The sequence below is a fragment of the Nocardioides pymetrozini genome (assembly GCF_046058985.1).
In the GTDB taxonomy this organism is placed as follows: Bacteria; Actinomycetota; Actinomycetes; order Propionibacteriales; family Nocardioidaceae; genus Nocardioides.
Map to the genome: position 1 here is coordinate 3,723,219 of NZ_CP175556.1, position 21,650 is coordinate 3,744,868.

Below are 21,650 nucleotides of genomic sequence, written 5' to 3' on the forward strand. Positions count from 1 at the left end.
TCGCCCGGCTCATGGATCCAGAAAGACCGATGTCGGCCTCGAACCACGTGCGACCTGGAGCCGTCGGCAATCCGACGCCCGCCGGGTTCTTGAAAACGTCGCCACCGAGCTGTCCACCTGGCACGTAGTTGTCGAGGGCCTTGCCCGGGGACCACCCTGCGGCGGCGGCTTGGCTCTTCGTCACGTAATTGGAGGGTAGACCACCTGTCGCGCGAAGGGTGTCGACCACCGGGTTCGCCAGCTGCGCGGCAGACAGATCCTCCGCAAGAGCACGCGTCGACAGGCGCTGGGGGAGTCGAGAACGGCGCTGACGTGCCGCTCGAGGCTTGACGGTTCGTACCGCAGCGACCAGGCGCTGCAGCGGTTGGTGCCGACGAGCATGCAGGCGATGCAGGTGGGGGCCGTCTCGGAGCGAGAGATCGCGCGGTCGTTCGAGACGCTGATCCAGCGCGGGCTCAGTGAGCGCTCGGTGGTCCGGTACCGCGCAAGCCTGTCGACGTTCTTCGCCTGGTGCGTGCGGGAGAAGGCCGTCGTGCGCAATCCGGTCACCGCGACGAAGGTGCCGCGGTCCTCCGAGGAGGCGACCGAGATGCGGCCGTGGACCGAGGCCGAGCTCGAGGCCACCTACGACCGGTGGAAGGCGCGGGACCCGCACCTGGCCGACGTGCTGCTCGTGCTGGGCTGGACCGGGATGCGGTGGGGCGAGGCGCGCTCCCTGCTCGTCGAGGACGTCGTCGACGTACCCACGCCCGGGATGCTGGTGCGGCGGTCGCAGACCGAGGGCGGAGCGGTCAAGGCCACCAAGGGTCGCCGTGGACGTCGCGTCCCGTTGGCCGACCGCATTCTGCCGATCGTCCAGCGCATGGCCGAGGGCAAGGAGCCGACCGACCTGCTGATCACCACCGGCGGAGGCGCCCAGCTGCATCGCACCGCTGTGCTGCGCACCGTGAAGTGGGATCAGACCGCCGGAGGCCGGCGTATCCACGACCTGCGCCACACGGCCGCCTGCTTGTGGCTGGCGCGCGGCGTGGATCCCGGCACCGTCCAGGCGTGGATGGGCCACGAGTCGATCGCCACCACGAACCGCTACCTGCACTTCCTCGGCACCTCGGCTGACCAGGCCGGCCTGGATCGGTTGAACGACCCCAGCCGCGGCCCGGGCCCGAAAGCCGAGCCCGAGATCGAGGCGACTGACCGCCTTGGTCGGAGCACCCGGGAGGCACTGCGCGGCACGCCCACCGGCCGGGGGTACGCCGGGGGTAAGCGAGACGGCCCGGCGCGGTGAATCCCGTCCGCGGAAGTCCAACCGCCATAGATCCGAAAACGCGAGAACCGGCAGGTCAGAGGCGACCTGCCGGTTCTTGCTGCTGTGGTGGAGGTGAGGGGATTCGAACCCCTGACCTTCTCATTGCGAACGAGACGCGCTACCAACTGCGCCACACCCCCAAGCGAGGAGAAACGGTAGCACCCGCGCGGCGCCCGTTCCGAATCGGGATGCTAGTTGCGGTCGTCGTCCGCGTGTCCGGCGGGGCGCGGCTGGTCGTCGCCGCTCGGGCCGTCGTCGACGTCGGAGCTCGCGCGCGGCTTCGGCGGGTCCTCGAAGGTCGTCGACTGGCCACGGGATGCCTCGCCCGAGAACGGGCTGTCGTCGACGATCTCTCCGGGGTCGGCGAACTGGGTGTCCGGCGAGACGGCGGTCGCCGAGTCCGCCTGCCGCTTCTCCTGCTCGCGGGTCTGCTGGGCGGCCTGTCGGTCGGCCGCGCTGCCTTCGGAGCTGTGGTCGGTCATGGCCGTGCGTTACCCGGCCACGAACGGCCCATCCGGAGGGTCAGCTGCCGGTGGCGCGGCGCTGCTCGGCCTCGCCCGCGGCGTCGCTCTGCGCGCGCTGGGCATCGGCCTCGCGGGCCAGCTGCGAGTCGGCCTCGTTGCGGCCCGAGCTCCACACGCCGGTGGCGTCGAGGTCGATGGTGCGGACGGTGCGACCGGCCGGCGCCTTGGCGACGTACGTCGGCAGCGGCACGGGGACGGGCGTCCAGCCCTGCGCGGCGGCGTCGGTGCCGGAGTCGTCGAGCACCTCCGCTGTCACGACGGGGATCTCGTCGGTGTCGTCGCTCAGCTCGCCGAAGGGGCCGGGCACGCCCGCGGGGTCCGCCGGCTCGGCGTCCTCGGCCGCGATCGCCTCGTCGGCGAGGGTGGTCCGCGGCTTGCGGACCCGGACGGGGCGGGCGGAGCGCGCGGCGCGCTCGCGCCGGACCATCAGGCGGCAGGCGACCAGCCAGAGCGCCATCAGGGAGACCGGTGCCGCGAGCCAGGCCCAGGCGACGACCTTGCCGATCGCCATGCCGCCGACCACGACGATGGCGACCAGGAGCACGTTGAAGACCCGCCGCCGCCGGGCGGCCGCCCGGCGGGCCGCACCCGAGCGCGAGGGACGGGAGGCACGCGGCGCAGGGGTGGGCGCCGCGGGCTCCGCGCTGTCGTCGGCGGGCTCGGTCAGCGGCTCCACCTGAGGCTCGGCGGCCTTGCGCACCGGGCGACCGGCCGTGACCAGCTCGGCCTCGGTGGCGGAGACCGCCTCGCGCCGGGCGAGCACCCGCAGCCGGTCGGAGAAGCCCTCCACCGAGCGGCTGGAGGCGTCCTCCTCGTGGTGCCGGAGGGCCTTCGGGACGAGGTAGACCGCCCACGCCACGAACAAGGCGACGAAGATCAGCGAGCTCAGGTCCACACCGAGAGGTTAGGAGCGGTACCTCAGGACGGGGCGCATGTCCATCGGTGTGTCACAGATTGATTCGTGTGACGGATGTGATTCAGCCGTCGGCGTGGTCCTCGAGCCGGACCAGGACACCGCGCGGCGCCTCCTCACGGGTGACCGCGAAGATGCGATGGTCACGCCACTCGCCGTCGATGTGCAGGAAGTACGGCGCGTAGCCGACCTCGCGGATGCCGAGCTTCTCCACCACGCGCAGCGAGTTGGAGTTCTCCGGGCGGATGCAGATCTCGATGCGGTGCAGCCCCGCCTGGAAGAAGCAGTGGTCGATCACCATCGCCACGGCACGCGGGATGACGCCGCGACCCGCGAACTGCTGGTCGATCCAGTAGCCCACCGAGGCGAACTGCGCCGACCCGCGCACGATGTTGTTGACGCTCACCTGCCCGGCGAAGACCCCGTCGACCTCCACCACGAAGGGGTACGTCGTCCCGCGTCGCGCGGCCTTGCGCAGGCGCTTCACCAGGGTCCGGAACGACGTCGGCCGGGCGTCCGCGCCGGGCGGCGCGGTCGCATCCCAGGGCCCCAGCCAGAGCGCGTTGCGCCGGCGTGCGGAGCGCCAGGCCCGTGCGTCGCCGCGGCCGATCGGTCGCAGCCGGACGACCGGGTCGGTGCCCGAGACCAGCTCGTTCGGCCACGCCCGTCCCGGGACGCCGACGTGCATCCGCTCGCGCCCCTCGGCCCGACCCTCGCTCAATGGTCGCTCCCGACGATCTGCTCGACGGCATGCAGCAGGACCGGCTCCAGGACGGCGAGCGCGTCCTTCACGCCGCCCCGTGAGCCGGGCAGGTTGACGACCAGGGCCTGGCCCGCGACGCCGGCGAGCCCCCGGGAGAGCACCGCGGTCGGCACGCCCTTCGCCACTCCGGCCGCCCGGATCGCCTCGGCCAGGCCGGGGACCTCGCGGTCGAGCAGCGGCCGGGTCACCTCGGGGGTCCGGTCGGTCGGCGTGAGACCGGTCCCGCCGGTGGTGAGCACCACCCGCGCGCCGTCGCGCACCGCGAGGGCGATCGCCGCCCCGACGGGCTCGCCGTCGGGCCGCACGACCGGCTCGTCCACCGCGAAGCCCCACGAGCGCAGGGCCTCGACGATGAGCGGGCCCGTGGTGTCGTCGTACACGCCGGCCGCGGCGCGGTTCGACGCCACGACGACGACGGCGCGGTAGCCGGCCCCCGTCATCGCGACCAGTCCCCCGACGTGCCGCCGGTCTTGGCCTCGACGCGAACGTCGGTGATCACGGCGCCCTTGTCGACCGCCTTGACCATGTCGACCACGGTGAGCGCTGCGACCGAGACCGCGGTCAGCGCCTCCATCTCCACTCCCGTGCGGTCGGTGGTCTTGACCGTCGCGGCAATCTCGACGGCGTCGTCGGCGACGGTGAGGTCGACCGTCACCCCGGAGATCGACAGCGGGTGGCACAGCGGGACCAGCGCGGGCGTCTGCTTGGCGCCCATGATCCCGGCGATCCGCGCGACGGCCAGGGCGTCGCCCTTGGGCACGCCCTCCCCGCGCAGCAGTCCGACCACCTCCGGCGAGACGAGCACCCGGCCCGACGCCGTCGCCACCCGGTGGGTCACGTCCTTCGCGGACACGTCGACCATGCGGGCGGCGCCGGAAGAGTCGACGTGGGTCAGTCGGTCGGCTGCCATCATTTCTCCTTCGGACTCACAGCGGGAACGCCTCGAGGACCGTGCCCGCCGCCAAGGTCCGGCGCGCCGGCGGCACGACCAGCAGAGCCTCGGCCCGCGCGAGCAGCCGCTGGGAGTGCCCGGTGTGCCCACGCAGGGGGACGGCGTCGTCATTCTCGTCGTACACGGCGGGCAGCACCACGGTGCGATCCCCTGCCTCCACGGCGACGCCGAGCCGCGCCAGCCGCGTCTCCGCGTCGTCCCCGGCCAGCCGCCCGAGTACTGCGCGCACGAACAGGTGGAACGCCGCGTACGCCGCGATCGGCGTACCGGGCAGCGTCACGACCGGGACCCGGCGGCCGTCGCTCGTCACCACGGAGCCGCAGCCCTGCGGCCGCCCGGGCTTGAGCGCCACGGGCCCGAACCAGAACGCCGGGTCGTCGCGCAGCGCAGCCTTCACGACGTCGTGGTCGCCGGCCGAGATCCCCCCGGTGGTCACGACGAGGTCGGAGTGCTCGGCGGCGGTCCGCAGCACGTCGAGGAAGCGCCCGGGGTCGTCCGGCGCGGGCCCGTACGCCGTGACCACGGCGCCGAGGTCACGCCCGGCGGCGCTCAGCATGACGGTGTTGCTGTCGGGGACGTGCCCCTCGACCAGCTCGGCACCGGTGGAGATCACGCCCAGCCGCGGCCGCGCGAGCACCTCGACGGTGGTGGCGCCGACCGAGGCGAGCAACCCGAGCCGCGCCGGCGGCAGCCAGGATCCGGCGGAGGCGGCGATGTCGCCCGCGCGGACGTCCTCGCCCTCGAACCGGATGTGCCGTCCGGCGTCCGCCCGCTGCCGGATCTCGACCGGGTCACTGCCGGAGGTCCACTCGAAGGGGACGACCAGGTCGGCCCCGGGCGGGACCGGGGCGCCGGTCATGATCCGGACCGCCGTACCGGGCTCGAGGGGCGTGACGGTGTCGCCGGCGGCCACGGCGCCCGACACCGGCAGCGAGACCGGGACGGACGCGAGGTCCGCCGCACGGACGGCGAACCCGTCCATCGCGGCGTGGTCGAACGGCGGGACGGACAGGGTCGCCACGACGTCGGCCGCGAGCCGGCGGCCCAGCGCGTCCGCCAACGGCACGACCTCCGGGGCCAGCCGGGTGACGCCTTCGACCACCCGCGACCGGTGCTCGTCGACCGAGCAGGCCGGGTCAGCCATCCGACCCCGACAGCACCTCGCCGGCCGGGACCCGCTGGGCGCCCTTCGACGCCAGCTCGACCGAGCCGACCACCTGCACCCCGTGGCCGAAGGTCCAGTCGCCCTCGACCTTGAGCGCCTTCGCCTTGGCCAGCGACGGCGCGCCCTCCGGGAAGCGCTTGTCGAACTCCCCGACCACCTTGTAGTGGTCGGCGTCGAGGTCGACATAGGGCACGTCGGCCGCGACCTGGGTGAGCGCGAAGTCGGAGCCGATCTCGTACACGTCGGAGCGCAGCACCAGCAGGTCGTTGGTCGTCTTGACCGGGATGAACCGGGCACGCCCGACCTCGATCAGGCGGGCGCCGTCGAAGATCTCGATCGCCGCGCCCATCGCGGTCTCGATCTGGACCACCTCGGGCGAGGACGGGTCCGCCGGGTCGACGTGCTTGACGTTGCGGATCAGTGGGAGGCCGAGGATGCCGTCGCGGCCGTCCAGCACCGCCTTCATCGCGTGCAGGTCGAACCAGAGGTTGTTGGTCGAGGTGTACCGGTGCCGCTCGAGGTCCGCCAGGGCCTCGCGGTCCTCCGGCAGGGTCTGCGCGGTCTCGCGCAGCACGATCCGACCGTCGGCCCGGCGCCGCGCGAAGTGGCCGCCCTTGCGGTCGGAGGCGGTGCGCCGCACCGCCTCGATCGCGAACGGCGCGCCCGAGGAGGCGAACCAGCCCGCGACCCGCGGGTCCGCGACCGCGCCGAGGTTGTCGGAGTTGGAGACGAAGACGTAGCGGTAGCCCTGCTCGATCAGCCGGTCGAGCAGGCCGGTGCCGCGCAGCGCGGTGTAGAGGTCCCCGTGCCCGGGCGGACACCACTCGAGGTCGGGCTCCTTGGGCCAGGACACCGGGGTGAGGTCGGAGGTGAGGAGCTTGGGCTCCTTGTTCTGCAGGAACTCCAGCGGCAGTCCGTCGACCGCCAGGTCCTCGTAGCGGCCCAGCGCGTGCAGGGTGTCGGCCGAGGTGCGGAAGGAGTTCATGAACAGCAGCGGCACCCGGGCGCCGTACCGCTCACGCAGGTGGAGGGTCTGGCGGGCGATGATGTCGAGGAAGGACAGCCCGCGCCGCACGCACAGCAGCGACTTGGCCCGCTCCATGCCCATCGACGTGCCGAGGCCGCCGTTGAGCTTGATCGTGACCGTCTTCCCGATCGCGTCGGCGGCGACGTCGTCGGGGACCTCCACGTCGGCGAGGCTCTCCATGTCCACCGGGTCGATCGTCGACTCGGGGATCATCCCGGTCTCCCCGTGCTCGAGCAGGCGGTAGTAGTGCGCAAACGTCTCGATCGCCACGGGGTCGACCCCCGCGTCGAGCATCTTCGCCCGCGCCTTCTCCAGGCCGCTGCTCCGGCCGCTCATACCCATGAGCCGATCGTAGGCTTCTTGCGTGACAGGTCCACAACCGCTCCACGAAGCGGCCAAGGTCGCCGTCCGCGACCAGCTGCTCACCGCGCGGCGCCGGCGCCCGCTCGCCGAGGTCGGCGAGGCCGCGCGCGCCATCGCCGAGCACCTGCTCGCGGCACCGGAGGTACGCCGCGCAGCCACCGTGGCGGCGTACGTCTCGGTCGGCAGCGAGCCGGGCACGACCGGGCTTCTCGACCTGCTCCTCGAGGCCGGAAAGCGGGTGATCCTGCCGGTGCTGATGGCCGACAACGACCTCGACTGGGCGTCGTACCGGGGGCCGGGGTCGCTCGCCCCGGCCCGCCGCGGCCTGCTCGAGCCGCTCGGCCCGACCCTCGGCGTCGATGCGGTCGCGACGGCCGACGTGGTCCTGGTCCCGGGACTGGCCGTCGCGCCCGACGGCCTACGGATCGGGCGCGGCGGCGGCTCCTACGACCGGGCCCTGGCCCGGGTGCCCGTCGGCACCTTCACCTGCGTCCTGCTGTACGACGACGAGGTCCTCCCCGCCGTACCCGCCGAGCCGCACGACCGCCGGGTGAGCGCCGCCGCAACCCCCTCGGGGCTCCGCCGCCTGGGTTGAGTCGTCGGTTCTGACCCGTCGAGTCGTCACATCCGACCCCTCGACTCGTCGGTTCGGGCCGCCGGGGGGCGCCAGCTGACGACTCGACGGGTCACCACTGACGACTCGACGGGTCGAATGTGACGACTCAACCCGAGGGGGTGAGCAGCAGGACGTCCTCGGCCGCCGCTTCCACGGCCTTCTGCGAGAACATCCAGGGCAGGGTCTCGCCGCGGGCCCAGAGGTCGGTCTGGTCGGTGTAGTGCGGATGGAAGGCGTGGCCGGAGACACCGGTCAGGTTGACCCAGCGGGCCGCGTCGAGGTCGTCGAGGGGGACGATCATGCGCATCGACGGCGCGGTCACCACCTCGTAGCCGGTCCGCGCGTCCCAGGCGGTCGCGTTGACCAGGGAGCCGCCGCCGCCGACCTCCCAGCCGCCCCGGTTGAACAGCCGCTCGACGATCCCGATCCCGGACTCCCCTAACGTCGAGGAGCGCAGCTCCAGCTCGTGCAGCTGGCCCCAGGACCACTCGTCGGGGTCCGGCGATGACAGCGCCGTGAGCTCGTCGCGGGCGGCGATCATCGCCGCGCGCAGGATGTCGCTGCGCCGCTCGACCTTGTCGTCGGTGCGCACGTCGTCCCACCAGGCGTTGCGCCCCCGCGGCAGCATCGCGGTCACGACCGCGAACCACCGGTCGCCGCCGTCGGGTGCGATCACCGACGGCAGCTCGTCGCGGAAGGTGCGCTCGAGCACCTCGCGCCACACCACGTTGAAGTACGCCGCGGCCGCGCTGTCCGCGTCCTGCTGGTAGTTCCACGAGCGCAGCAGCCGCTGCCCGTCGGAGTAGTAGCCGCGCGGCAGCTCGATGTCGAGGAGGTACGGCGTGAGTGCCTCGCCGATCGCGCTGCGGTCGTCGAGCTGGATGGCCGCCATGGCCTCGACGTCGAGCTCGTCGTCGGCCGCCAGCAGTCGGTTGATCCGGTCCGAGCGGTAGCCCTGGTCCCAGTCGGAGGTCAGGTACGGCGCGTAGCGGGCCGGGTCGACGACCGCCTGGTTGGCGGTGGCGATGATCCCGGACTCGGGGTCCAGCACGCTCGGCAGGGCGTCGTACGGGACGAACTCGCCGGTCCAGTCGGTCTCCCGCAGCCAGCCCGCGGCGGGCAGCCGGCCGTCGGACCCCGGCCGCCGGACCGGGACCAGGCCGGTGGCCTGGTAGCCGATGTGCCCCTCGGTGTCGGCGTACACGACGTTCTGGCCGGGCACGGCGAAGTCCGACAGGGCCTTGCGGAAGGACGTCCAGTCGCTCGCGCGGTCGAGGGCGAGCAGCGCGTCGGCGGTCGGGCGCGGCGTGAGGGCCGTCCAGGCCAGGGAAATCGCGTCCTCACCGGTGTCCTGGACCGCGGCGATGCCCTCGACCTGGTCGAGCAGGCCGTCCTCGGTGAGCTCGATACCGTCCTCGTCGGCGAAGCGCGCCAGGTCGGACAGCAACGGGCCGTGGCCGGTCGAGCGGACCGTGATCTCGACGTCCTCGCCGTCGCGGACCTCGATCCTCTCGGTGCGGCTGACCAGCGGCAGCCGCTGGCCGTCGTACTCCCAGGTGTCGCCCTCGATCCGCTCGACGTAGAGGTCGGTGACGTCGGGCCCGAGGTTGGTGAAGCCCCAGGCGATGTCGCGGTTGTGCCCGATGACGACCCCGGGGACCCCGGAGAAGCTGAACCCGGCGACGTCGTAGGGGCACTCGTCCGACAGCGTGCGGCAGTGCAGCCCGACCTGGGTCCACACGCCCGGCAGCGAGATGCCGAGGTGGGGGTCGTTGGCGAGGATCGGCGCTCCCGTGTCGGTCCGACCGCCGTCGACGACCCACGCGTTGCTGCCCAGCCCGTCGCCCCTCCCGAGCAGCGCCGGGACGCCGGCCAGCACCGCCCGCACCCGCGCCAGGGTGCGCGTCGTCCCTGCGCCCCGGGCGTCCTGGGTGTCCCGGGCGTCCTGCGCGAAGACCCGCTGGTCGCCCGCGCCGACGACGGCGCCCTGCTGTACGACGGGCGCGTGCTCGTCGTACGGGTAGGCGGGATAGAGGTCCTGCGCGCGCTGCGCGCCCACGACCTCCGTCGCGATCGCGCGGCCGATCTCCTCCTCGAGGTTGCCGCGCAGGTCCCAGGCCATCGCCTTGAGCCAGGCCACGGAGTCGACGGCGCTCCACTTCTCCGGCTGGTAGTCGAGGCCGGTGATGCCGAGCAGGGTGTACTCCAGGGCCATCTCCGAGGGCGAACGGCCCTCCAGGTAGGCGTTGACCCCCTCGGCGTAGGCGTCGAGGGCGCTGCGCGTGGCCGGGCGCAGCAGCGTGACCTCCTTCTCGGCGACATCGCGCCAGCCGAGCGTGCGCACCACGAGGTCGGTCTCCAGTCCGGACTCGCCGAATAGCTCCGACAGGCGGCCGGCCGTGGCGTGCCGGCGGACGTCCATCTCGAAGAAGCGGTCCTGTGCGTGGACGAAGCCCTGCGCCAGCATCAGGTCGTGCGTCGAGTCGGCGTAGATCTGCGGGATGCCGTGGTCGTCGCGCACCACGCGCACCTCGCCCTCGAGGCCGCTGATCGAGAGCTCCCCGCCCGTCTGCGGCCAGGACCGGCGTACGCCGACGACGGCGGTGGTCAGCCCCGCGACGAGCGCGAGGGCCACCAGCACCCCGATCGCCGAGGTCCAGCGCAGCCACCGGGGCCAGGAGGGGGAACGGCGCGTCGCGGGCGGGGCGTCGGCGCCCGGGTCGTGGTCCACCATGGTGGGCGCCATTGTGCCGTGCCCTGGCATCCTGACGTAGCATTGGCACTCGCCCGGTAAGAGTGCTAGGGCGAGAGTGCCAAGCGAGGACGAGTCGATGCCCACCTACCAGTATCTGTGCACCGAGTGCGGACACGCCTTCGAGCAGGTCCAGAAGTTCAGCGACGACGCCCTGACCACGTGCCCCCAGTGCACGGGCAGGCTGCGCAAGGTATTCAACTCCGTCGGGGTCGTGTTCAAGGGCTCGGGCTTCTACAAGACCGACAGCAAGTCCGACAGCAAGTCTGCGTCGAGCGCGTCCAGCGCGCCGGCCGCGTCGTCCTCGTCCTCATCCTCCGGCGACGCCGGGTCCGCGAGCTCGTCCGGCTCCTCCAGCTCGAGCTCGGCCGCCGCGCCCGCCTGACGGACGGCGCCTTCGCGGGCAGGTGAAGCGGGCCGGTGAAGCGGGCCTGTGGAGGACGCCGACGCGCTGCGCCGGGGCGGCCTACGGTCGCCCGCATGGACCTCCACGCTCCCCCGCGCCCGCCGCGGGACCCCCTGCGCCGGATCCGGGACGCCCGCGACGAGGTACGCCGCCGGGTGCTGCGCCGTCGTCGCCTGGTCGCCGCCCTCCTCCTGGGCGGCGCGGCGGCGGTCGGCGTCCGCGCCCTCGCGCCGCCTCCGCCGATCACGGCGAGCGTGCTGGTCGCGGCGCGCGACCTCCCCGCAGGACGGATGCTGGAGCGCGGCGACCTCGCCACGGTGCGGATGCCGCCGGACGCCGTACCGCACCGGGTGGCGGACGAGCCGCTCGGCCGTCGGCTGGCGGCCCCGGTCGCGGCGGGCGAGCCGGTGACCGACGTACGCCTGGTCGGCGACGCGCTCGCGACGGCCCAGCCGCCGGGCACGGTCGCCGTACCGGTGCGGCTGTCCGACGCCGGCCAGGTCGCCCTGCTGACGCCGGGCGACCGGATCAGCCTGCTGAGCACGGACACCCAGGCGCGGGCGACGCGGTTGCTGGCGCGCGAGGCGACCGTGCTCGCCGTACCGGATGCGGCTGCGGCCGCCGACGGCGCGCTTCCCGGACGGCTGGTCGTCCTCGCCCTAGATTCGAATGCGCTGTACCACGTCACGGAGGCGGCCGCTGCCGAATACGTGACTTATACATGGAGTCGCAGTTAGTTTCGGGGATCGAGAGTGGGTTCCCACACCTCACCGCCACTCTCGGGAAAGAGGAGATACCTATGTCCGGGTTCAAGAAGTTCCTTCTCCAGGGCAACCTGGTCGACATCGCCGTCGCCTTCATCATCGGCGCGTCGTTCGCCACCGTCGTCACCACGTTCGTCAACTGGCTCACCGCGCAGATGCCCGACAGCGCCAACGAGTACTTCAGCAACGCCCCGAACTCCTTCGGCGCGTTCCTCAACGCGGTCGTCGCCTTCGTCCTGCTCGCCGCCGTCGTCTACTTCCTGGTCGTGACGCCGTACACCAAGGCCAAGGAGCGCTTCTTCCCCGACCCCGAGCCCGGCGAGACCGAGCTCGACCTGCTCACCCAGATCCGCGACTCGCTCGCCGCGCGTCCCTGATCTCGGTTGAGTCGTCACATCCGACCCGTCGAGTCGTCACAACCGACCCGTTGAGTCGTCGATAGTTCGCCCGCGAGCTACTGACGACTCAACGGTCGTCTAGTGACGACTCAACGGCGACGAGGGCCGGTGAGGATACCTCCCCGCCGGCCCTCGGTGCGTCCGGGGTCAGTCGCCGTGGTGCGGCGGGACCTGGGACTTGAGCCAGCGGTCCGCGGCGCTCTCCCGCTCCGCGGGGGGTACGTCGTCGCGCTCGTCGGAGGTCACGGCCGGCTCGGCGTCACCGAAGATGGCGGCCAGCCGACGCCGTCGCTCCCATGGCGTCTCGCTCCGCGGGGTGTCGTCGTCTCGCTCAGCCACGGCAGGCCTCCGGTTCCCTCAGGTGCCCTCAGGTGCCCTCAGGTGCACAGGCCGGCGGCCTCGCGCCCGGAGGCGCTCAGGCCCTCGGCCGGCGGCGGCGTCTGCGTGCCGTTGCTCGGCGTACCGCTGGGCGTACCGCTCGGAGAGCCGGATGTGGAGCCGGACGGGCTCTCGCTGTCGGAGGACGCGGTGTCGGACGGCGACTGCGTGCCACCGACCGGCGCGGTCGGCGAGCCGTCGGGCTCGTCCCCGGCGCTGAGCGCGTCCTTGAGGAACTCCGGCGTCAGGCGCTTGTCCTCGAGGACCAGGCGCCACAGCTTGGCGACCTCGGGGGTCCACTCGATGCCCGAGCTCACCTTGTCGGAGTAGACCCAGGGCGTGGTGATGAACTTGATGTTCTCGGCGCCGATGCCCTGGGCGGTGACCGCCAGGTCCGCCATCTGCGCGATGTTCTCGAAGTTCGTCTGCAGGCCCGTGGTCGCGGCGTTCATGAAGCCGATCAGGCGGTCGGGCCGGGCGAGCATGCCCTTGGTGAGCGCCTTGTTGATCATCGAGCCGATGAAGGCCTGCTGGCGGCGGGTGCGGTTGGGGTCGGTGCCGTCCCCGATCCGGTAGCGGGCGCGGACGTAGGTCAGCGCCTCGTCCCCCTTGATCTCCCGGGTGCCGGCCTTGAGGTAGATGTTGCGGACGTCGTCCTCGATGTCCTCCGGGATGCACACCTCGACCCCGTCGAGGGCGTTGACCATGTCCTTGAACTGGCCGAAGTTGACGACGACATAGTTGTCGAGCGGGATCCCGGTGACCTGCTCGAACTGCTGCATGGTGCACGCCGGCCCGCCGTACGAGAACGCGGCGTTCCACTTCTCGTACGAGCCCGAGGCCGGGATCTCCGAGCCGTCGGCCTTGTAGCAGGTCGGTCGCATGACCGCGGTGTCCCGCGGGATCGAGATGCCGTAGGCGAACTTCCGGTTGGCGGAGAGGTGGAACAGGATCGTGGTGTCGGAGAGGCCGTTGGTCGACTCCCCGTCGACGCCGCAGCCCTTGCAGTCACGGCTGTCGGAGCCCATCACCAGGATGTTCATCGGCTGGCGCGGACCGGCGACCTTCTCCTTCTTCGGACGGTTCTTGAGCTGGGCCGCCAGGTCCTGCCGGTCGATGTTGCCGTTCCAGTTGTTGTAGACCATGACGACGCCCAGCCCCGTGGCCAGGCCGAGCGAGAGCAGGCTCGCCACGATGACCCTGAAGACGGTCTTGCCCGGCTGGGGCGCCTTGCGCCGACCGCCCGCCGTACGACGGCCCGGACCGCCGCCCAGGCGACGTCGGCGCCGCTCGGCGCGCGAGGTCGGCACCCGACGGGCACGGCTGCCCGGGGTCGACTCGGGGCGCCGGGTCTCATCGTCCTGCGTCATGGTTCACCTGGTCGTGTGGCCGCACGGGGCGGAGGGTCAAGGGCTCGACTGCGCTGCCGAGTCAGCGGCCGACGGCACTGGTATCACGATCACCGTACGGACTCACGACAAGGGCGGCGGCGAGTCGCGACCATTGTCGCGAAGCGGGAGGCGACGACCCAATCCGGGCGACACGGCCCGGACCTGACAAGATGGCTCCCACGCCCCAGTAGCTCAGTGGATAGAGCAGCCGCCTCCTAAGCGAAAGGTCGCAAGTTCGACTCTTGCCTGGGGCACCGGGACCGGGGTTCGCCCCGCACTGCTCGGAACGCACGGAGCCCGTGCCGAGGATCTCCTCGGCACGGGCTCCGTCGTTCAGCGCCGCGAGCGGTGGCGCGCGGCTCTCATCTCAGGGCCTCAGGCCTCCCGGCGCTGCGCCAGGACCACGCCGGCACCGCCGAGCACGAGCCCGACGCCGAGCAGGAGCAGCAGGCCGTCGGGACCACCGGTGTTGGGCAGGGCCGTGGCGGCGACGCCGCGGACCTCACCCTTCTCCTGCGGCGTGTTCGTGACCTCAACGCCAGCCACCGCGCAGGTGATGCCGGTGACCGATCCCGCGGTCTCACCCGGAGCCGCGGCCCGGATGACCTGGTAGGTCACCCCGTTCTCGGTGTAGGTGAACGGGTAGGAGCCGGTGAAGCCCTTGGCGATCAGGTCGGCCAGGTTGACGATCAGGATCGTCCCCGGGGTGTCGGCGGCGGCGCGCGCCTGGACGACGGTCGTCGCACACACGACGGCACGGTCGACTGCGCACGCGGTGCCGGAGTCCGGCGCCGGGCCGACGTCGTAGGTGTAGGTCGTCTCGTCCCCGGGGAACCGGGCCGCGCCCTTGGCGGTGAGGACGATCTTGCCGTCGACGAGGGCCGCGCTGTACTCGGCCGTCTCGGCCGGGAGCACCCACGTGGCGTTGTTCGGGCCGCAGGGGTCCGTCGGCTGGAGCTGGGGCACCACGATGCAGGCCGTGCCGGAGTCCTGGACCGTGTACACCTTGTTGCCACCGGTCAGCACGAAGCCGGGCTTGGCCTCGATGGTCACCTTGGTGACCGGGTTGCCCTCGGTGGTGACGTCGTACTGGTCGGTGTCCGCCGGGATGCTGGCCTCGGTGAAGTAGGCGTTGTTCGGCCCGCACGGGTCGAGCTGGGTCGGGGCCGGCGGTCCGGGCACCTCGACGGGGACGTCGATGAGGCGGTACGAGACGTGGCTGATGTTCTGCGGCTGTCCCTGGCCGTTCACGAAGACCGCCCACGGCCCCTCGCCGGAGGTGAAGGTGTACTCGGCGGCGGGCGGGTCGAGCACGATCGAGACGACGTTCGTGCTCGACTTCGCGCAGACCTCGGCGATCAGCTTGTTGGCAGGCGCGGTGATCGTCTTGGTGAGCGCGTCCACCGGCTCGACCTTGATCCAGCCGCCGCCGTCGGGGCAGGTGTCCTGCGCCGCCTGCGGCTCCTTGACCAGGGCCGCCGCCTTCTCGGCCTCCTTGCCCGCCGGTACGGCGTCGGCCGGGACCTCGACCGGCGCGGACTCCTCCGCGGGGTCGGCCTTCGGCTCGGGGCTCGGCGCGGGCGCGTCGGGCTTCGGGTCGGGCTTCTGCTCCGGCTCGGGCTTCTGCTCCGGTTCGGGCTTCGGTTCGGGCTTCGGTTCGGCCTCGGGCTCGGGCTTCGGCTCCTCCCGCGGAGGCTCCGGGGCCGGCTCGGACGGCGTGCTGGTCTCGGCGGAGGCCGGGCCAGGGTCGACGACGTCGTCGGCGAAGGCCGGGGTGCCGAGAGCGAGGCTGGCGAGCAGCATCGCGGGCACCGCCAGCGCGATGGTGCGTGGACGCCGCACGCGGCGCACAGGACTGGACATGATGGGATTCCCCTTATCCGTCGCGCTGAGGGGAGCCGCGACGGTGGCACAGCGGTGGAGCGGGCGGCCAGACGGCTCAGTGCGACCGCCGGCCCGATGCCCGCGCCCCACCGCGAGCCCAGTCCGACGACGTACCCCCGGTGGTCCGCTTCTCCCGAGATCGGAGGAGGACCACCAGAACCCTCTGAGCACCCTAGGGAGGACCAAAGTCCCGGTCGCGGGGTTTTCGGGTAAAACCCTGCGGCGGCGGAAGATTTAACCTTTCCCGGTGACCGGCGCCACATGGTCCGGTGAGGTGGGGGCGGGTCCGGATGGGGGTCGGGGGGACGGGCAGAGACAGTTTCACCGGCCGGCCGGTGAAACTCACGCTGGGACGAGGAAGCTTCATCGTCCCAGCGTGAGTTTCTTCGTCCAGGCTCCCGTTATGACACGCCCGTCGCACAGCCCCGCTCGGGGACGCCGCAGCCCGCGCCGGTTCCCGGCGCGGGCTGCGTGCGTTCACCTGTCCTTCGCTGCCGGCCAGCCGGTCACACTGTCCGGCTCCGGCGGGTGAGGACCAGGCCGCCTCCGGCGAGCACCAGTCCGACGCCGAGCGGCAGCAGCCAGCCGAGCGGACCACCCGTGCTCGGCAGGGCCGTGGCCTGCACGCCCTTCACCGCGCCCTTCTTCGGGGGCTTCTTGGTCTCCTCGACACCGGCGACCGCGCAGGTCACTCCGGAGTCGGGCGGCGTCGGCGCGACGGCGTAGGTGTACGTCGGCTGGTTGCCCTCGAACGCCTTGCCCGCGGCCGCGATCAGCTGGATCACGCCGTTGACCAGGGACACCGAGTAGTCCGCGGTCGGCGTGGGGGTGACCCAGGTCGCATTGGCCAGGCCACACGGGTCGTTGGCGGCCAGTGCCGGCGCCACCAGGCAGGCGGTGCCCGAGTCGGTCGCCTCGTACACGACCGGGCTCGGCGTCGCGTCCGGGAACTCGTAGTTCGGCAGCGCCGTGATCGTGACCTTGGTGACCGGGTCGCCCTCGGTGGTGACGACGAAGCCCTCGCCGTCGACCGGGATGTCCTCGGCGGCGAAGTAGGCGTTCGCCAGTCCGCACGGGTCAGTCACCTGGGGCTTGGCCGGCGGCGTCGCCGGGCAGAGCGCGCCGGAGTCGTCCGCCGTGTAGACGACGGGACTGGGCGTCTCGTCCGGGAACTCGTAGTTCGGCAGCACCGTGATCGTGATCTTCGTGACCGGGTCGCCCTCGGTCGTCACGTCGTAGCCCTGGCCGTCGGCAGGGATGTCGTCGGCCGCGAAGTACGCGTTGGCCAGACCGCACGGGTCGGTGACGGCCGGCTTGGCCGGCGGCGTCGCCGGGCACAGGGCCCCCGAGTCGACGGCCGTGTAGACCACCGGGTCCTCACCGGGGAACTCGTAGTCCGGGTTCGCGGTGATGGTGATCGTCGTGACCGGGTTGCCCGCCGTCGAGACGTCGTACGCCGCGGTGTCGGCGGGGATGTCCTCGGCCGCGAAGTAGGCGTTCGCCAGACCGCACGGGTCGGTCACCTCGGGCATCGGCGGCGCCTGTGCGGGGCACAGCGCGCCCGAGTCGACCGCCTCGTAGACGAGCGGGTTCGGCGTACCGTCGGGGAACTCGTAGTTCGGCAGCGGCACGATCGTGATCTTCGTGACCGGGTCACCCTCGGTCGTCACGTCGAACCCGACGCCGTCGGCCGGGACGACCCCGTCCGCGAAGTACGCATTGGCCAGACCACACGGGTCGGTCGGCTGCGGCGGGCCCGGCGGCGTCACCGGGCACAGGGCGCCGGAGTCCTCGGCGGTGTAGACCAGCGGGTTGGGCGTCCCCTGCGGGAACTGGAAGCCCGGGTTGGGCGTGATCGTGATCGTGGTGATCGGGTCACCCGAGGTCGACACGTCGTAGCCGGCGGTGTCGGCGGGGACCACGGCCGGGGCGAAGAACGCGTTGGCCAGGCCGCACGGGTCCGTGACCGGCGGCTTCGGCGGTGGCGTCGCCTCGCACAGCGCCCCCGAGTCCGTGGCGGTATAGGTCACCTGCTCGCCGTCCCCGACGGTCAGGACGAAGCCGTCCTTCGCGGTGATCGTGATCGAGGTGACCGGCGTTCCCGAGGTCGACACCGTGTAGCCCTCGGTCTCCGTCGGGATCTGGTCCTCGGGGAAGAACGCGTTGGCGGGACCGCAGGGGTCGGTCGGGACCGGCACCGGCGGCGTCACGGGGATGGGGTCGCCGAACAGCGGGCAGTTGTCGGGGGTCAGGTCCTTGGACTGCTCGCCGACCTTGGCGTAGCGGATGGCGAGCGAGGCGAACTGCGCGTCGTTGAAGCTCTCCGGGAAGGTCCCGTCGAAGTCGTTCGGGACGTCGGTGATGACGACGGTCTGGGCCTTCTCACCGATCTCGGGGGTCGCGGAGTACTTGCAGACCACCCACTTCTTGGTGTTGACCGGCTCGGCCGCGGGCGCGACCTCCTTGGCGACCTTCGGGGGGATCAGGCTCGCGGCCTTCTCCGCCTCCTTGCCCACGGGGACGGCATCCTCCGGTACGACGACCGCCGCATCCTCCTCGGCGACCTCGTCTGCCTTCTCCTCGTCGGCGGGCTGCTCCTCCGCCGGCGGTGGAGCCTCCTCGCTCGGCTCGGGCTTCGGCTCCGGCTTGGGGTCGGGCTTCGGCTCGGGCTCGGGCTCCGGCTTCGGCTCGGGCTTCGGCTCGGGCTCGGGCTCCGGCTTCGGCTCCGGCTTCGGCTCCGGGGCCGGCTCAGGTGCCGGCGTCTCCTGCGAGGCCTCGGCGGACGCCGGGCCGGAGTCGACGTCGTCGGCGACCGCCGGGCCGCTGAACGCGGCACCGGCCACGAGGGCCGCCGGCAGGACGAGTGCGATCAGGTGCCGCCGGCGGCGGGCGCTGCGCGCCCCGGCCTGCTCGACGGGGCGCCGGACACGGCGCAAGGAAATGGTCATCCTCAGAAACCCCCATGGGTCGCGTCCGAGGGGAGCCGCGACTGTTGTCAGGTGCTGACGCGGGCGGTCCCGAGAAAGCCAGAAGGGAGCATCGAGCCGCGTGGTCCGCGCCCCACCGCGAACCGTGGCTCCACACTCCCTCCACCGGCCGCCGACGCCTCCGAGACGGTGGCAACGGCCAGAACCCACTTGCAGCGTAAGGACGAGCGGCGTCCTCGGCGCACGAATGACGGCAAAACCCCCGCTTCAGCGGCAGATTTAACCTTTCCGGGGATCAGGACAGGAGGGCGAGTGCGGCGCCGTACCCCTCGGGGACGACGACGTCACGCACGGTCCACTCCCCCAAGCGGCGCCGGGGGGCGGCGTCGGTGCCGAGATAGTCGAGATGCGGGTCGCGGCCCAGGCCGATCCCGATGCCCTTGAGATAGGCCTCCGTGCGCGCCCAGGCGCGGGTGAACCGGACCGACGCCCGGCCACCGTCGAGGAGCCCGTGCGCCGCGGCCTCGATCTCCTCGAGCTCGCGGGGGTGGAGCAGCTTGGCCAGCGCCACCGGGTCGTCCGGGTGGCGCTCCACGTCGACGCCCACGGCGGCGTCGGCGACCGCGACCAGCACCTGACCCGGGGTGTGGCTCAGCGAGAACTCGACGCCGGCCCCCTCGGCGCGCGGGCGGCCGTGGGGCTCGCCGCAGCCGGGGCAGGGATGCCGTCCCCAGACCACCTTCTCCGGCGGACTGTCGACGACCGCGCCGACCACCAGCCGGGCCGCCGCGTGCGCGATCTCGTAGGCGCGGCGCAGCTCGGCCCGGACGTACGACGACGCCTGCTGCCGCTCGCCCTCGTCGAGCCACTGGCGGGCCACCTCGAGCTCCTCGTCGCCCACGGTCGCGGTCTCGATCCGCCAGACCGCGACGCCGGCGCCGCCGCGGGTCACCGGGGTGTTGAGGAGGGAGTCGAGGACGTCCGGAGCCACCGGCTCCGCCTCCGGCTCCGGAACGGCCTGGGCCACGTCGCGAGTCATCGCTCCCGAGGCTAACAAGCAGCTGTGAGGCCGCTCACGGCGCGGGTGCTCAGCTGGCCTCGTCGGGCTCCTCGCTCGTCGGCCGCGCCCGCGCGATCGCCTGCTCGACCACGGAGTTCAGCCGGGAGCCGTTGGGCCAGCCGTCGTAGTGGCAGGCGAGGATCACCAGCTCCCGCAGCGCCTCGGCGTCCAGCTCGTCGTTGGCGAGGGCGGCCGGGACCTGGATGCCGAGCACGTCGTCGGCGCGCTGTCCCACGAGCAGGCCGATGAGGAACAGCCGCCGGTCGCGGTCGGACAGCCCCGGACGGTTCCAGATGTCGGCGAAGAGGTGGTCGGCGGTGTAGCGGAAGAAGTCGCCCGTGCCGTCGGTCATCTCGAACCCGTAGACCTGCTCCATGCGGCGCAGGCCCCTGGCCCGCAGCTCCGGCAGGTCGGCGAACTTGTCCCTGTCGGCGCCCGCCCTCTCGGCGCTCTCGGCGTTCTCGTCAGTCATCCGATGCCCAGTCCCTTCCCCAGTCGCGGCAGTGCCTCCCGGGCCAGCGGTACGTCGACCCCGAGCTCGCCGGCGAGCGCGATCGCGAAGGCCAGGTCCTTCTCCCCCAACGCGCGCACGTGGTCGAAGACGCCGTGCCAGAAGTCGTCCGGCGCGAGGGCCGCGGTCGTCGTACGGTGCATGATCGCGCCCGGGCCGCCGGTGACGGCGTCGGTGTGCCGCACGACCTCGCCCAGGGCGAGCAGGTCGAGCCCCGACGCCTCGGCGAGGCGCTGGGCCTCGGTGACCGCCGTGAAGGCGACGAAGTGGATCAGGTTGCGGGCCAGCTTCATCCGGGTGCCGGCGCCCAGCGGACCCGCGTGCACGACCTTGGAGCCCATCGCCTCCAGCGCCGGCCGGGCGGTCGCGAAGGCGCCTTCGGAGCCCCCGACCATGATCGCGAGGCTGCCCGCGGAGGCGCCCATCGGCCCTCCGCTGACGGGTGCGTCGAGCACCGTCAGCCCCTGCCCCTCGAGCGCTGCCGGGGTGCCGGGAGCGACCGTCGAGTGGACGACGAGGACGGGGCCCGGTCCGACCTCGGCGGCCACCGCGCGGACCTGCTCGTCGTCGCGCACCATCACGCACACCACGTCGGCGTCGGCGGACAGCTCGGCGACACTCCGCGCGCCCGCGGCGCCGACGGCGACCAGCTCGGCGACGGGGTCCGGCGCGACGTCGTACACCCGCAGGTCGATGCTCTCCGCCGCGGCCAGGCGGAGCGCCATCGGCTTGCCGATGCTTCCCAGCCCGACGAAGCCCACCCGGGCGATCGGGCCGCTCATAGCCGGAAGGTCTGGCCGCCGTCGACCGCCAGGACCTGGCCGGTCACCCACGACGCGTCGTCGGAGAGCAGGTAGAGCAGCGCGCCGACCATGTCCTCGACCGTGCCCATCCGCTTGATCGCGAGGCTGCTGCGGACGATGTCCTTCGCGGCGTCGCCCGCCTGCGTGCGGGTGGCCTCGGTGTCGGTGGGACCGGGCGCGATCGCGTTGACCCGGATCCCCTGGCCGCCGAGCTCGTGGGCGAGCTGCTGGGTGAGGCTGTTGATGCCGGCCTTGGCGAGCCCGTAGAAGCCGGAGTAGAGGTACGCCGCCGTACTGGACTGGTTGACGATGGCGCCGCCGCCCCGCCGAGCGATCTCGGGGTAGACCGCGCGGGTCATCACGAGCGCGCCGTCGAGGTTCACGCTCATGAACCTCCGGTAGTAGTCCCAGTCGACGGAGACCAGCAGGTTGAACTCCATGTCGCCGTAGATGGCGGCGTTGTTGACGAGGTGGTCGATCCCGCCGAGCTCCTCGACCGTCTGCGCGACCAGGGCCTCGGCCGACGTGGGGGAGGAGACGTCACAGCGGACGAAGATCGCGCGACCCCCGTCCTCGTTGATGCCGGCCGCGACCTTGGCCCCCGCCTCGTCGTTGAGGTCGGCCACGACGACCGCGGCGCCCTCCCCCGCGACCGCCCGGGCGTAGGCCTCGCCGATGCCCTGGGCCGCGCCGGTGACGACGGCGACCTTGTTGTCGAAACGCATCTCGCTCCTGTTCGGGTGTGGG

At 72.5% G+C, this 21,650-nt stretch carries 21 protein-coding genes and 2 tRNA genes; 6 read left to right on the forward strand and 17 right to left on the reverse strand.

The window, feature by feature from the left end; genetic code table 11:
- Positions 1-388 precede the first annotated feature (388 nt).
- Entirely contained in the window at positions 389-1,285 is an 897-nt protein-coding gene (locus ACJ5H2_RS18245) for a tyrosine-type recombinase/integrase (RefSeq protein WP_408896858.1), read from the forward strand.
- Between the two features lie 85 nt (positions 1,286-1,370).
- Here ACJ5H2_RS18245 and ACJ5H2_RS18250 read toward each other — a convergent pair.
- The 8 genes from ACJ5H2_RS18250 to ACJ5H2_RS18285 form a co-directional block, all read right to left on the reverse strand.
- Positions 1,371-1,446: transfer RNA gene (locus ACJ5H2_RS18250), tRNA-Ala, on the reverse strand.
- Positions 1,447-1,497: 51 nt separating this feature from the next.
- Positions 1,498-1,788, reverse strand: a complete 291-nt coding sequence (locus ACJ5H2_RS18255; protein WP_408896859.1) for a hypothetical protein — start codon at positions 1,786-1,788, stop codon at positions 1,498-1,500.
- A 40-nt stretch (positions 1,789-1,828) separates the two neighbouring features.
- A complete protein-coding gene (locus ACJ5H2_RS18260; protein ID WP_408896860.1) occupies positions 1,829-2,725 on the reverse strand; it encodes a hypothetical protein in 897 nt (298 codons plus the stop codon).
- A gap of 82 nt (positions 2,726-2,807) precedes the next feature.
- A complete protein-coding gene (locus ACJ5H2_RS18265; RefSeq protein WP_408896861.1) occupies positions 2,808-3,464 on the reverse strand; it encodes a GNAT family N-acetyltransferase in 657 nt (218 codons plus the stop codon).
- Positions 3,461-3,946, reverse strand: coding sequence for a molybdenum cofactor biosynthesis protein B (locus ACJ5H2_RS18270; RefSeq protein ID WP_408896862.1), 486 nt, complete (start codon positions 3,944-3,946; stop codon positions 3,461-3,463). Before ACJ5H2_RS18270 ends, ACJ5H2_RS18265 begins: the two co-directional genes overlap by 4 nt.
- Complete coding sequence (moaC, locus tag ACJ5H2_RS18275) at positions 3,943-4,416, reverse strand: cyclic pyranopterin monophosphate synthase MoaC (RefSeq protein ID WP_408896863.1); 474 nt, start codon at positions 4,414-4,416, stop codon at positions 3,943-3,945. Before moaC ends, ACJ5H2_RS18270 begins: the two co-directional genes overlap by 4 nt.
- A 16-nt stretch (positions 4,417-4,432) precedes the next feature.
- Positions 4,433-5,602 carry a gephyrin-like molybdotransferase Glp gene (gene glp / locus ACJ5H2_RS18280; RefSeq protein WP_408896864.1) on the reverse strand — a complete coding sequence of 390 codons (1,170 nt, stop codon included), beginning with the start codon at positions 5,600-5,602 and terminating at the stop codon, positions 4,433-4,435.
- A complete protein-coding gene (locus ACJ5H2_RS18285) occupies positions 5,595-6,986 on the reverse strand; it encodes a UTP--glucose-1-phosphate uridylyltransferase (RefSeq protein WP_408899649.1) in 1,392 nt (463 codons plus the stop codon). Before ACJ5H2_RS18285 ends, glp begins: the two co-directional genes overlap by 8 nt.
- 28 nt (positions 6,987-7,014) lie before the next feature.
- Between ACJ5H2_RS18285 and ACJ5H2_RS18290 the strand changes: the two genes are divergently transcribed.
- Entirely contained in the window at positions 7,015-7,608 is a 594-nt protein-coding gene (locus tag ACJ5H2_RS18290; protein ID WP_408896865.1) for a 5-formyltetrahydrofolate cyclo-ligase, read from the forward strand.
- Positions 7,609-7,735: 127 nt separating this feature from the next.
- Here ACJ5H2_RS18290 and ACJ5H2_RS18295 read toward each other — a convergent pair whose 3' ends face one another.
- Positions 7,736-10,363: a penicillin acylase family protein gene (locus ACJ5H2_RS18295; protein WP_408896866.1), complete on the reverse strand. Its 2,628-nt coding sequence runs from the start codon at positions 10,361-10,363 to the stop codon at positions 7,736-7,738.
- A gap of 97 nt (positions 10,364-10,460) precedes the next feature.
- Here ACJ5H2_RS18295 and ACJ5H2_RS18300 point away from each other — a divergent pair, with 97 nt between their 5' ends.
- The 3 genes from ACJ5H2_RS18300 (at position 10,461) to ACJ5H2_RS18310 (ending at position 11,928) form a co-directional block, all read left to right on the forward strand.
- A complete protein-coding gene (locus ACJ5H2_RS18300; protein WP_408896867.1) occupies positions 10,461-10,766 on the forward strand; it encodes an FmdB family zinc ribbon protein in 306 nt (101 codons plus the stop codon).
- A gap of 95 nt (positions 10,767-10,861) precedes the next feature.
- Entirely contained in the window at positions 10,862-11,524 is a 663-nt protein-coding gene (locus tag ACJ5H2_RS18305) for an SAF domain-containing protein (protein ID WP_408896868.1), read from the forward strand.
- 62 nt (positions 11,525-11,586) lie between these two features.
- A complete protein-coding gene (locus ACJ5H2_RS18310; RefSeq protein ID WP_408896869.1) occupies positions 11,587-11,928 on the forward strand; it encodes an MscL family protein in 342 nt (113 codons plus the stop codon).
- A gap of 168 nt (positions 11,929-12,096) precedes the next feature.
- Here ACJ5H2_RS18310 and ACJ5H2_RS18315 read toward each other — a convergent pair whose 3' ends face one another.
- Positions 12,097-12,288, reverse strand: coding sequence for a hypothetical protein (locus ACJ5H2_RS18315; RefSeq protein ID WP_408896870.1), 192 nt, complete (start codon positions 12,286-12,288; stop codon positions 12,097-12,099).
- A 38-nt stretch (positions 12,289-12,326) separates the two neighbouring features.
- Positions 12,327-13,697 carry an LCP family protein gene (locus ACJ5H2_RS18320; RefSeq protein ID WP_408896871.1) on the reverse strand — a complete coding sequence of 457 codons (1,371 nt, stop codon included), beginning with the start codon at positions 13,695-13,697 and terminating at the stop codon, positions 12,327-12,329.
- A 202-nt stretch (positions 13,698-13,899) separates the two neighbouring features.
- On the opposite strand from ACJ5H2_RS18320, the gene ACJ5H2_RS18325 reads away from it, so the two are divergent.
- Positions 13,900-13,972 (forward strand) — tRNA-Arg (locus ACJ5H2_RS18325).
- 121 nt (positions 13,973-14,093) lie between these two features.
- Here ACJ5H2_RS18325 and ACJ5H2_RS18330 read toward each other — a convergent pair.
- From ACJ5H2_RS18330 to ACJ5H2_RS18355, 6 genes are all read right to left on the reverse strand, one after another.
- Positions 14,094-15,581 carry an LPXTG cell wall anchor domain-containing protein gene (locus tag ACJ5H2_RS18330; protein WP_408896872.1) on the reverse strand — a complete coding sequence of 496 codons (1,488 nt, stop codon included), beginning with the start codon at positions 15,579-15,581 and terminating at the stop codon, positions 14,094-14,096.
- Between the two features lie 527 nt (positions 15,582-16,108).
- Positions 16,109-18,550 carry a hypothetical protein gene (locus tag ACJ5H2_RS18335; protein WP_408896873.1) on the reverse strand — a complete coding sequence of 814 codons (2,442 nt, stop codon included), beginning with the start codon at positions 18,548-18,550 and terminating at the stop codon, positions 16,109-16,111.
- 274 nt (positions 18,551-18,824) lie between these two features.
- Positions 18,825-19,568 carry a 4'-phosphopantetheinyl transferase family protein gene (locus ACJ5H2_RS18340; RefSeq protein ID WP_408896874.1) on the reverse strand — a complete coding sequence of 248 codons (744 nt, stop codon included), beginning with the start codon at positions 19,566-19,568 and terminating at the stop codon, positions 18,825-18,827.
- A 49-nt stretch (positions 19,569-19,617) separates the two neighbouring features.
- Positions 19,618-20,061, reverse strand: a complete 444-nt coding sequence (locus ACJ5H2_RS18345) for a carboxymuconolactone decarboxylase family protein (RefSeq protein ID WP_408896875.1) — start codon at positions 20,059-20,061, stop codon at positions 19,618-19,620.
- Positions 20,058-20,882, reverse strand: coding sequence for an NAD(P)-dependent oxidoreductase (locus tag ACJ5H2_RS18350; protein WP_408896876.1), 825 nt, complete (start codon positions 20,880-20,882; stop codon positions 20,058-20,060). The genes ACJ5H2_RS18345 and ACJ5H2_RS18350 overlap by 4 nt, the downstream gene beginning before the upstream one ends.
- Positions 20,879-21,628 (reverse strand): SDR family oxidoreductase, encoded by a 750-nt coding sequence (locus tag ACJ5H2_RS18355; RefSeq protein WP_408896877.1) that lies wholly within the window; start codon positions 21,626-21,628, stop codon positions 20,879-20,881. The genes ACJ5H2_RS18350 and ACJ5H2_RS18355 overlap by 4 nt, the downstream gene beginning before the upstream one ends.
- Positions 21,629-21,650 lie beyond the last annotated feature (22 nt).

Excerpts from the sequence above, each read along its gene's own strand:
- ACJ5H2_RS18255 (WP_408896859.1), bottom strand. The coding sequence starts at position 1,788 with ATGACCGACCACAGCTCCGAAGGCAGCGCGGCCGACCGACAGGCCGCC.
- ACJ5H2_RS18355 (WP_408896877.1), bottom strand. The coding sequence starts at position 21,628 with ATGCGTTTCGACAACAAGGTCGCCGTCGTCACCGGCGCGGCCCAGGGC.
- ACJ5H2_RS18345 (WP_408896875.1), bottom strand. The coding sequence starts at position 20,061 with ATGACTGACGAGAACGCCGAGAGCGCCGAGAGGGCGGGCGCCGACAGG.
- moaC (WP_408896863.1), bottom strand. The coding sequence starts at position 4,416 with ATGGCAGCCGACCGACTGACCCACGTCGACTCTTCCGGCGCCGCCCGC.
- ACJ5H2_RS18300 (WP_408896867.1), top strand. The coding sequence starts at position 10,461 with ATGCCCACCTACCAGTATCTGTGCACCGAGTGCGGACACGCCTTCGAG.
- ACJ5H2_RS18305 (WP_408896868.1), top strand. The coding sequence starts at position 10,862 with ATGGACCTCCACGCTCCCCCGCGCCCGCCGCGGGACCCCCTGCGCCGG.
- ACJ5H2_RS18350 (WP_408896876.1), bottom strand. The coding sequence starts at position 20,882 with ATGAGCGGCCCGATCGCCCGGGTGGGCTTCGTCGGGCTGGGAAGCATC.
- ACJ5H2_RS18295 (WP_408896866.1), bottom strand. The coding sequence starts at position 10,363 with ATGGTGGACCACGACCCGGGCGCCGACGCCCCGCCCGCGACGCGCCGT.
- glp (WP_408896864.1), bottom strand. The coding sequence starts at position 5,602 with ATGGCTGACCCGGCCTGCTCGGTCGACGAGCACCGGTCGCGGGTGGTC.
- ACJ5H2_RS18335 (WP_408896873.1), bottom strand. The coding sequence starts at position 18,550 with ATGACCATTTCCTTGCGCCGTGTCCGGCGCCCCGTCGAGCAGGCCGGG.
- ACJ5H2_RS18320 (WP_408896871.1), bottom strand. The coding sequence starts at position 13,697 with ATGACGCAGGACGATGAGACCCGGCGCCCCGAGTCGACCCCGGGCAGC.
- ACJ5H2_RS18245 (WP_408896858.1), top strand. The coding sequence starts at position 389 with ATGCAGGTGGGGGCCGTCTCGGAGCGAGAGATCGCGCGGTCGTTCGAG.
- ACJ5H2_RS18310 (WP_408896869.1), top strand. The coding sequence starts at position 11,587 with ATGTCCGGGTTCAAGAAGTTCCTTCTCCAGGGCAACCTGGTCGACATC.
- ACJ5H2_RS18340 (WP_408896874.1), bottom strand. The coding sequence starts at position 19,568 with ATGACTCGCGACGTGGCCCAGGCCGTTCCGGAGCCGGAGGCGGAGCCG.
- ACJ5H2_RS18330 (WP_408896872.1), bottom strand. The coding sequence starts at position 15,581 with ATGTCCAGTCCTGTGCGCCGCGTGCGGCGTCCACGCACCATCGCGCTG.
- ACJ5H2_RS18285 (WP_408899649.1), bottom strand. The coding sequence starts at position 6,986 with ATGAGCGGCCGGAGCAGCGGCCTGGAGAAGGCGCGGGCGAAGATGCTC.
- ACJ5H2_RS18270 (WP_408896862.1), bottom strand. The coding sequence starts at position 3,946 with ATGACGGGGGCCGGCTACCGCGCCGTCGTCGTCGTGGCGTCGAACCGC.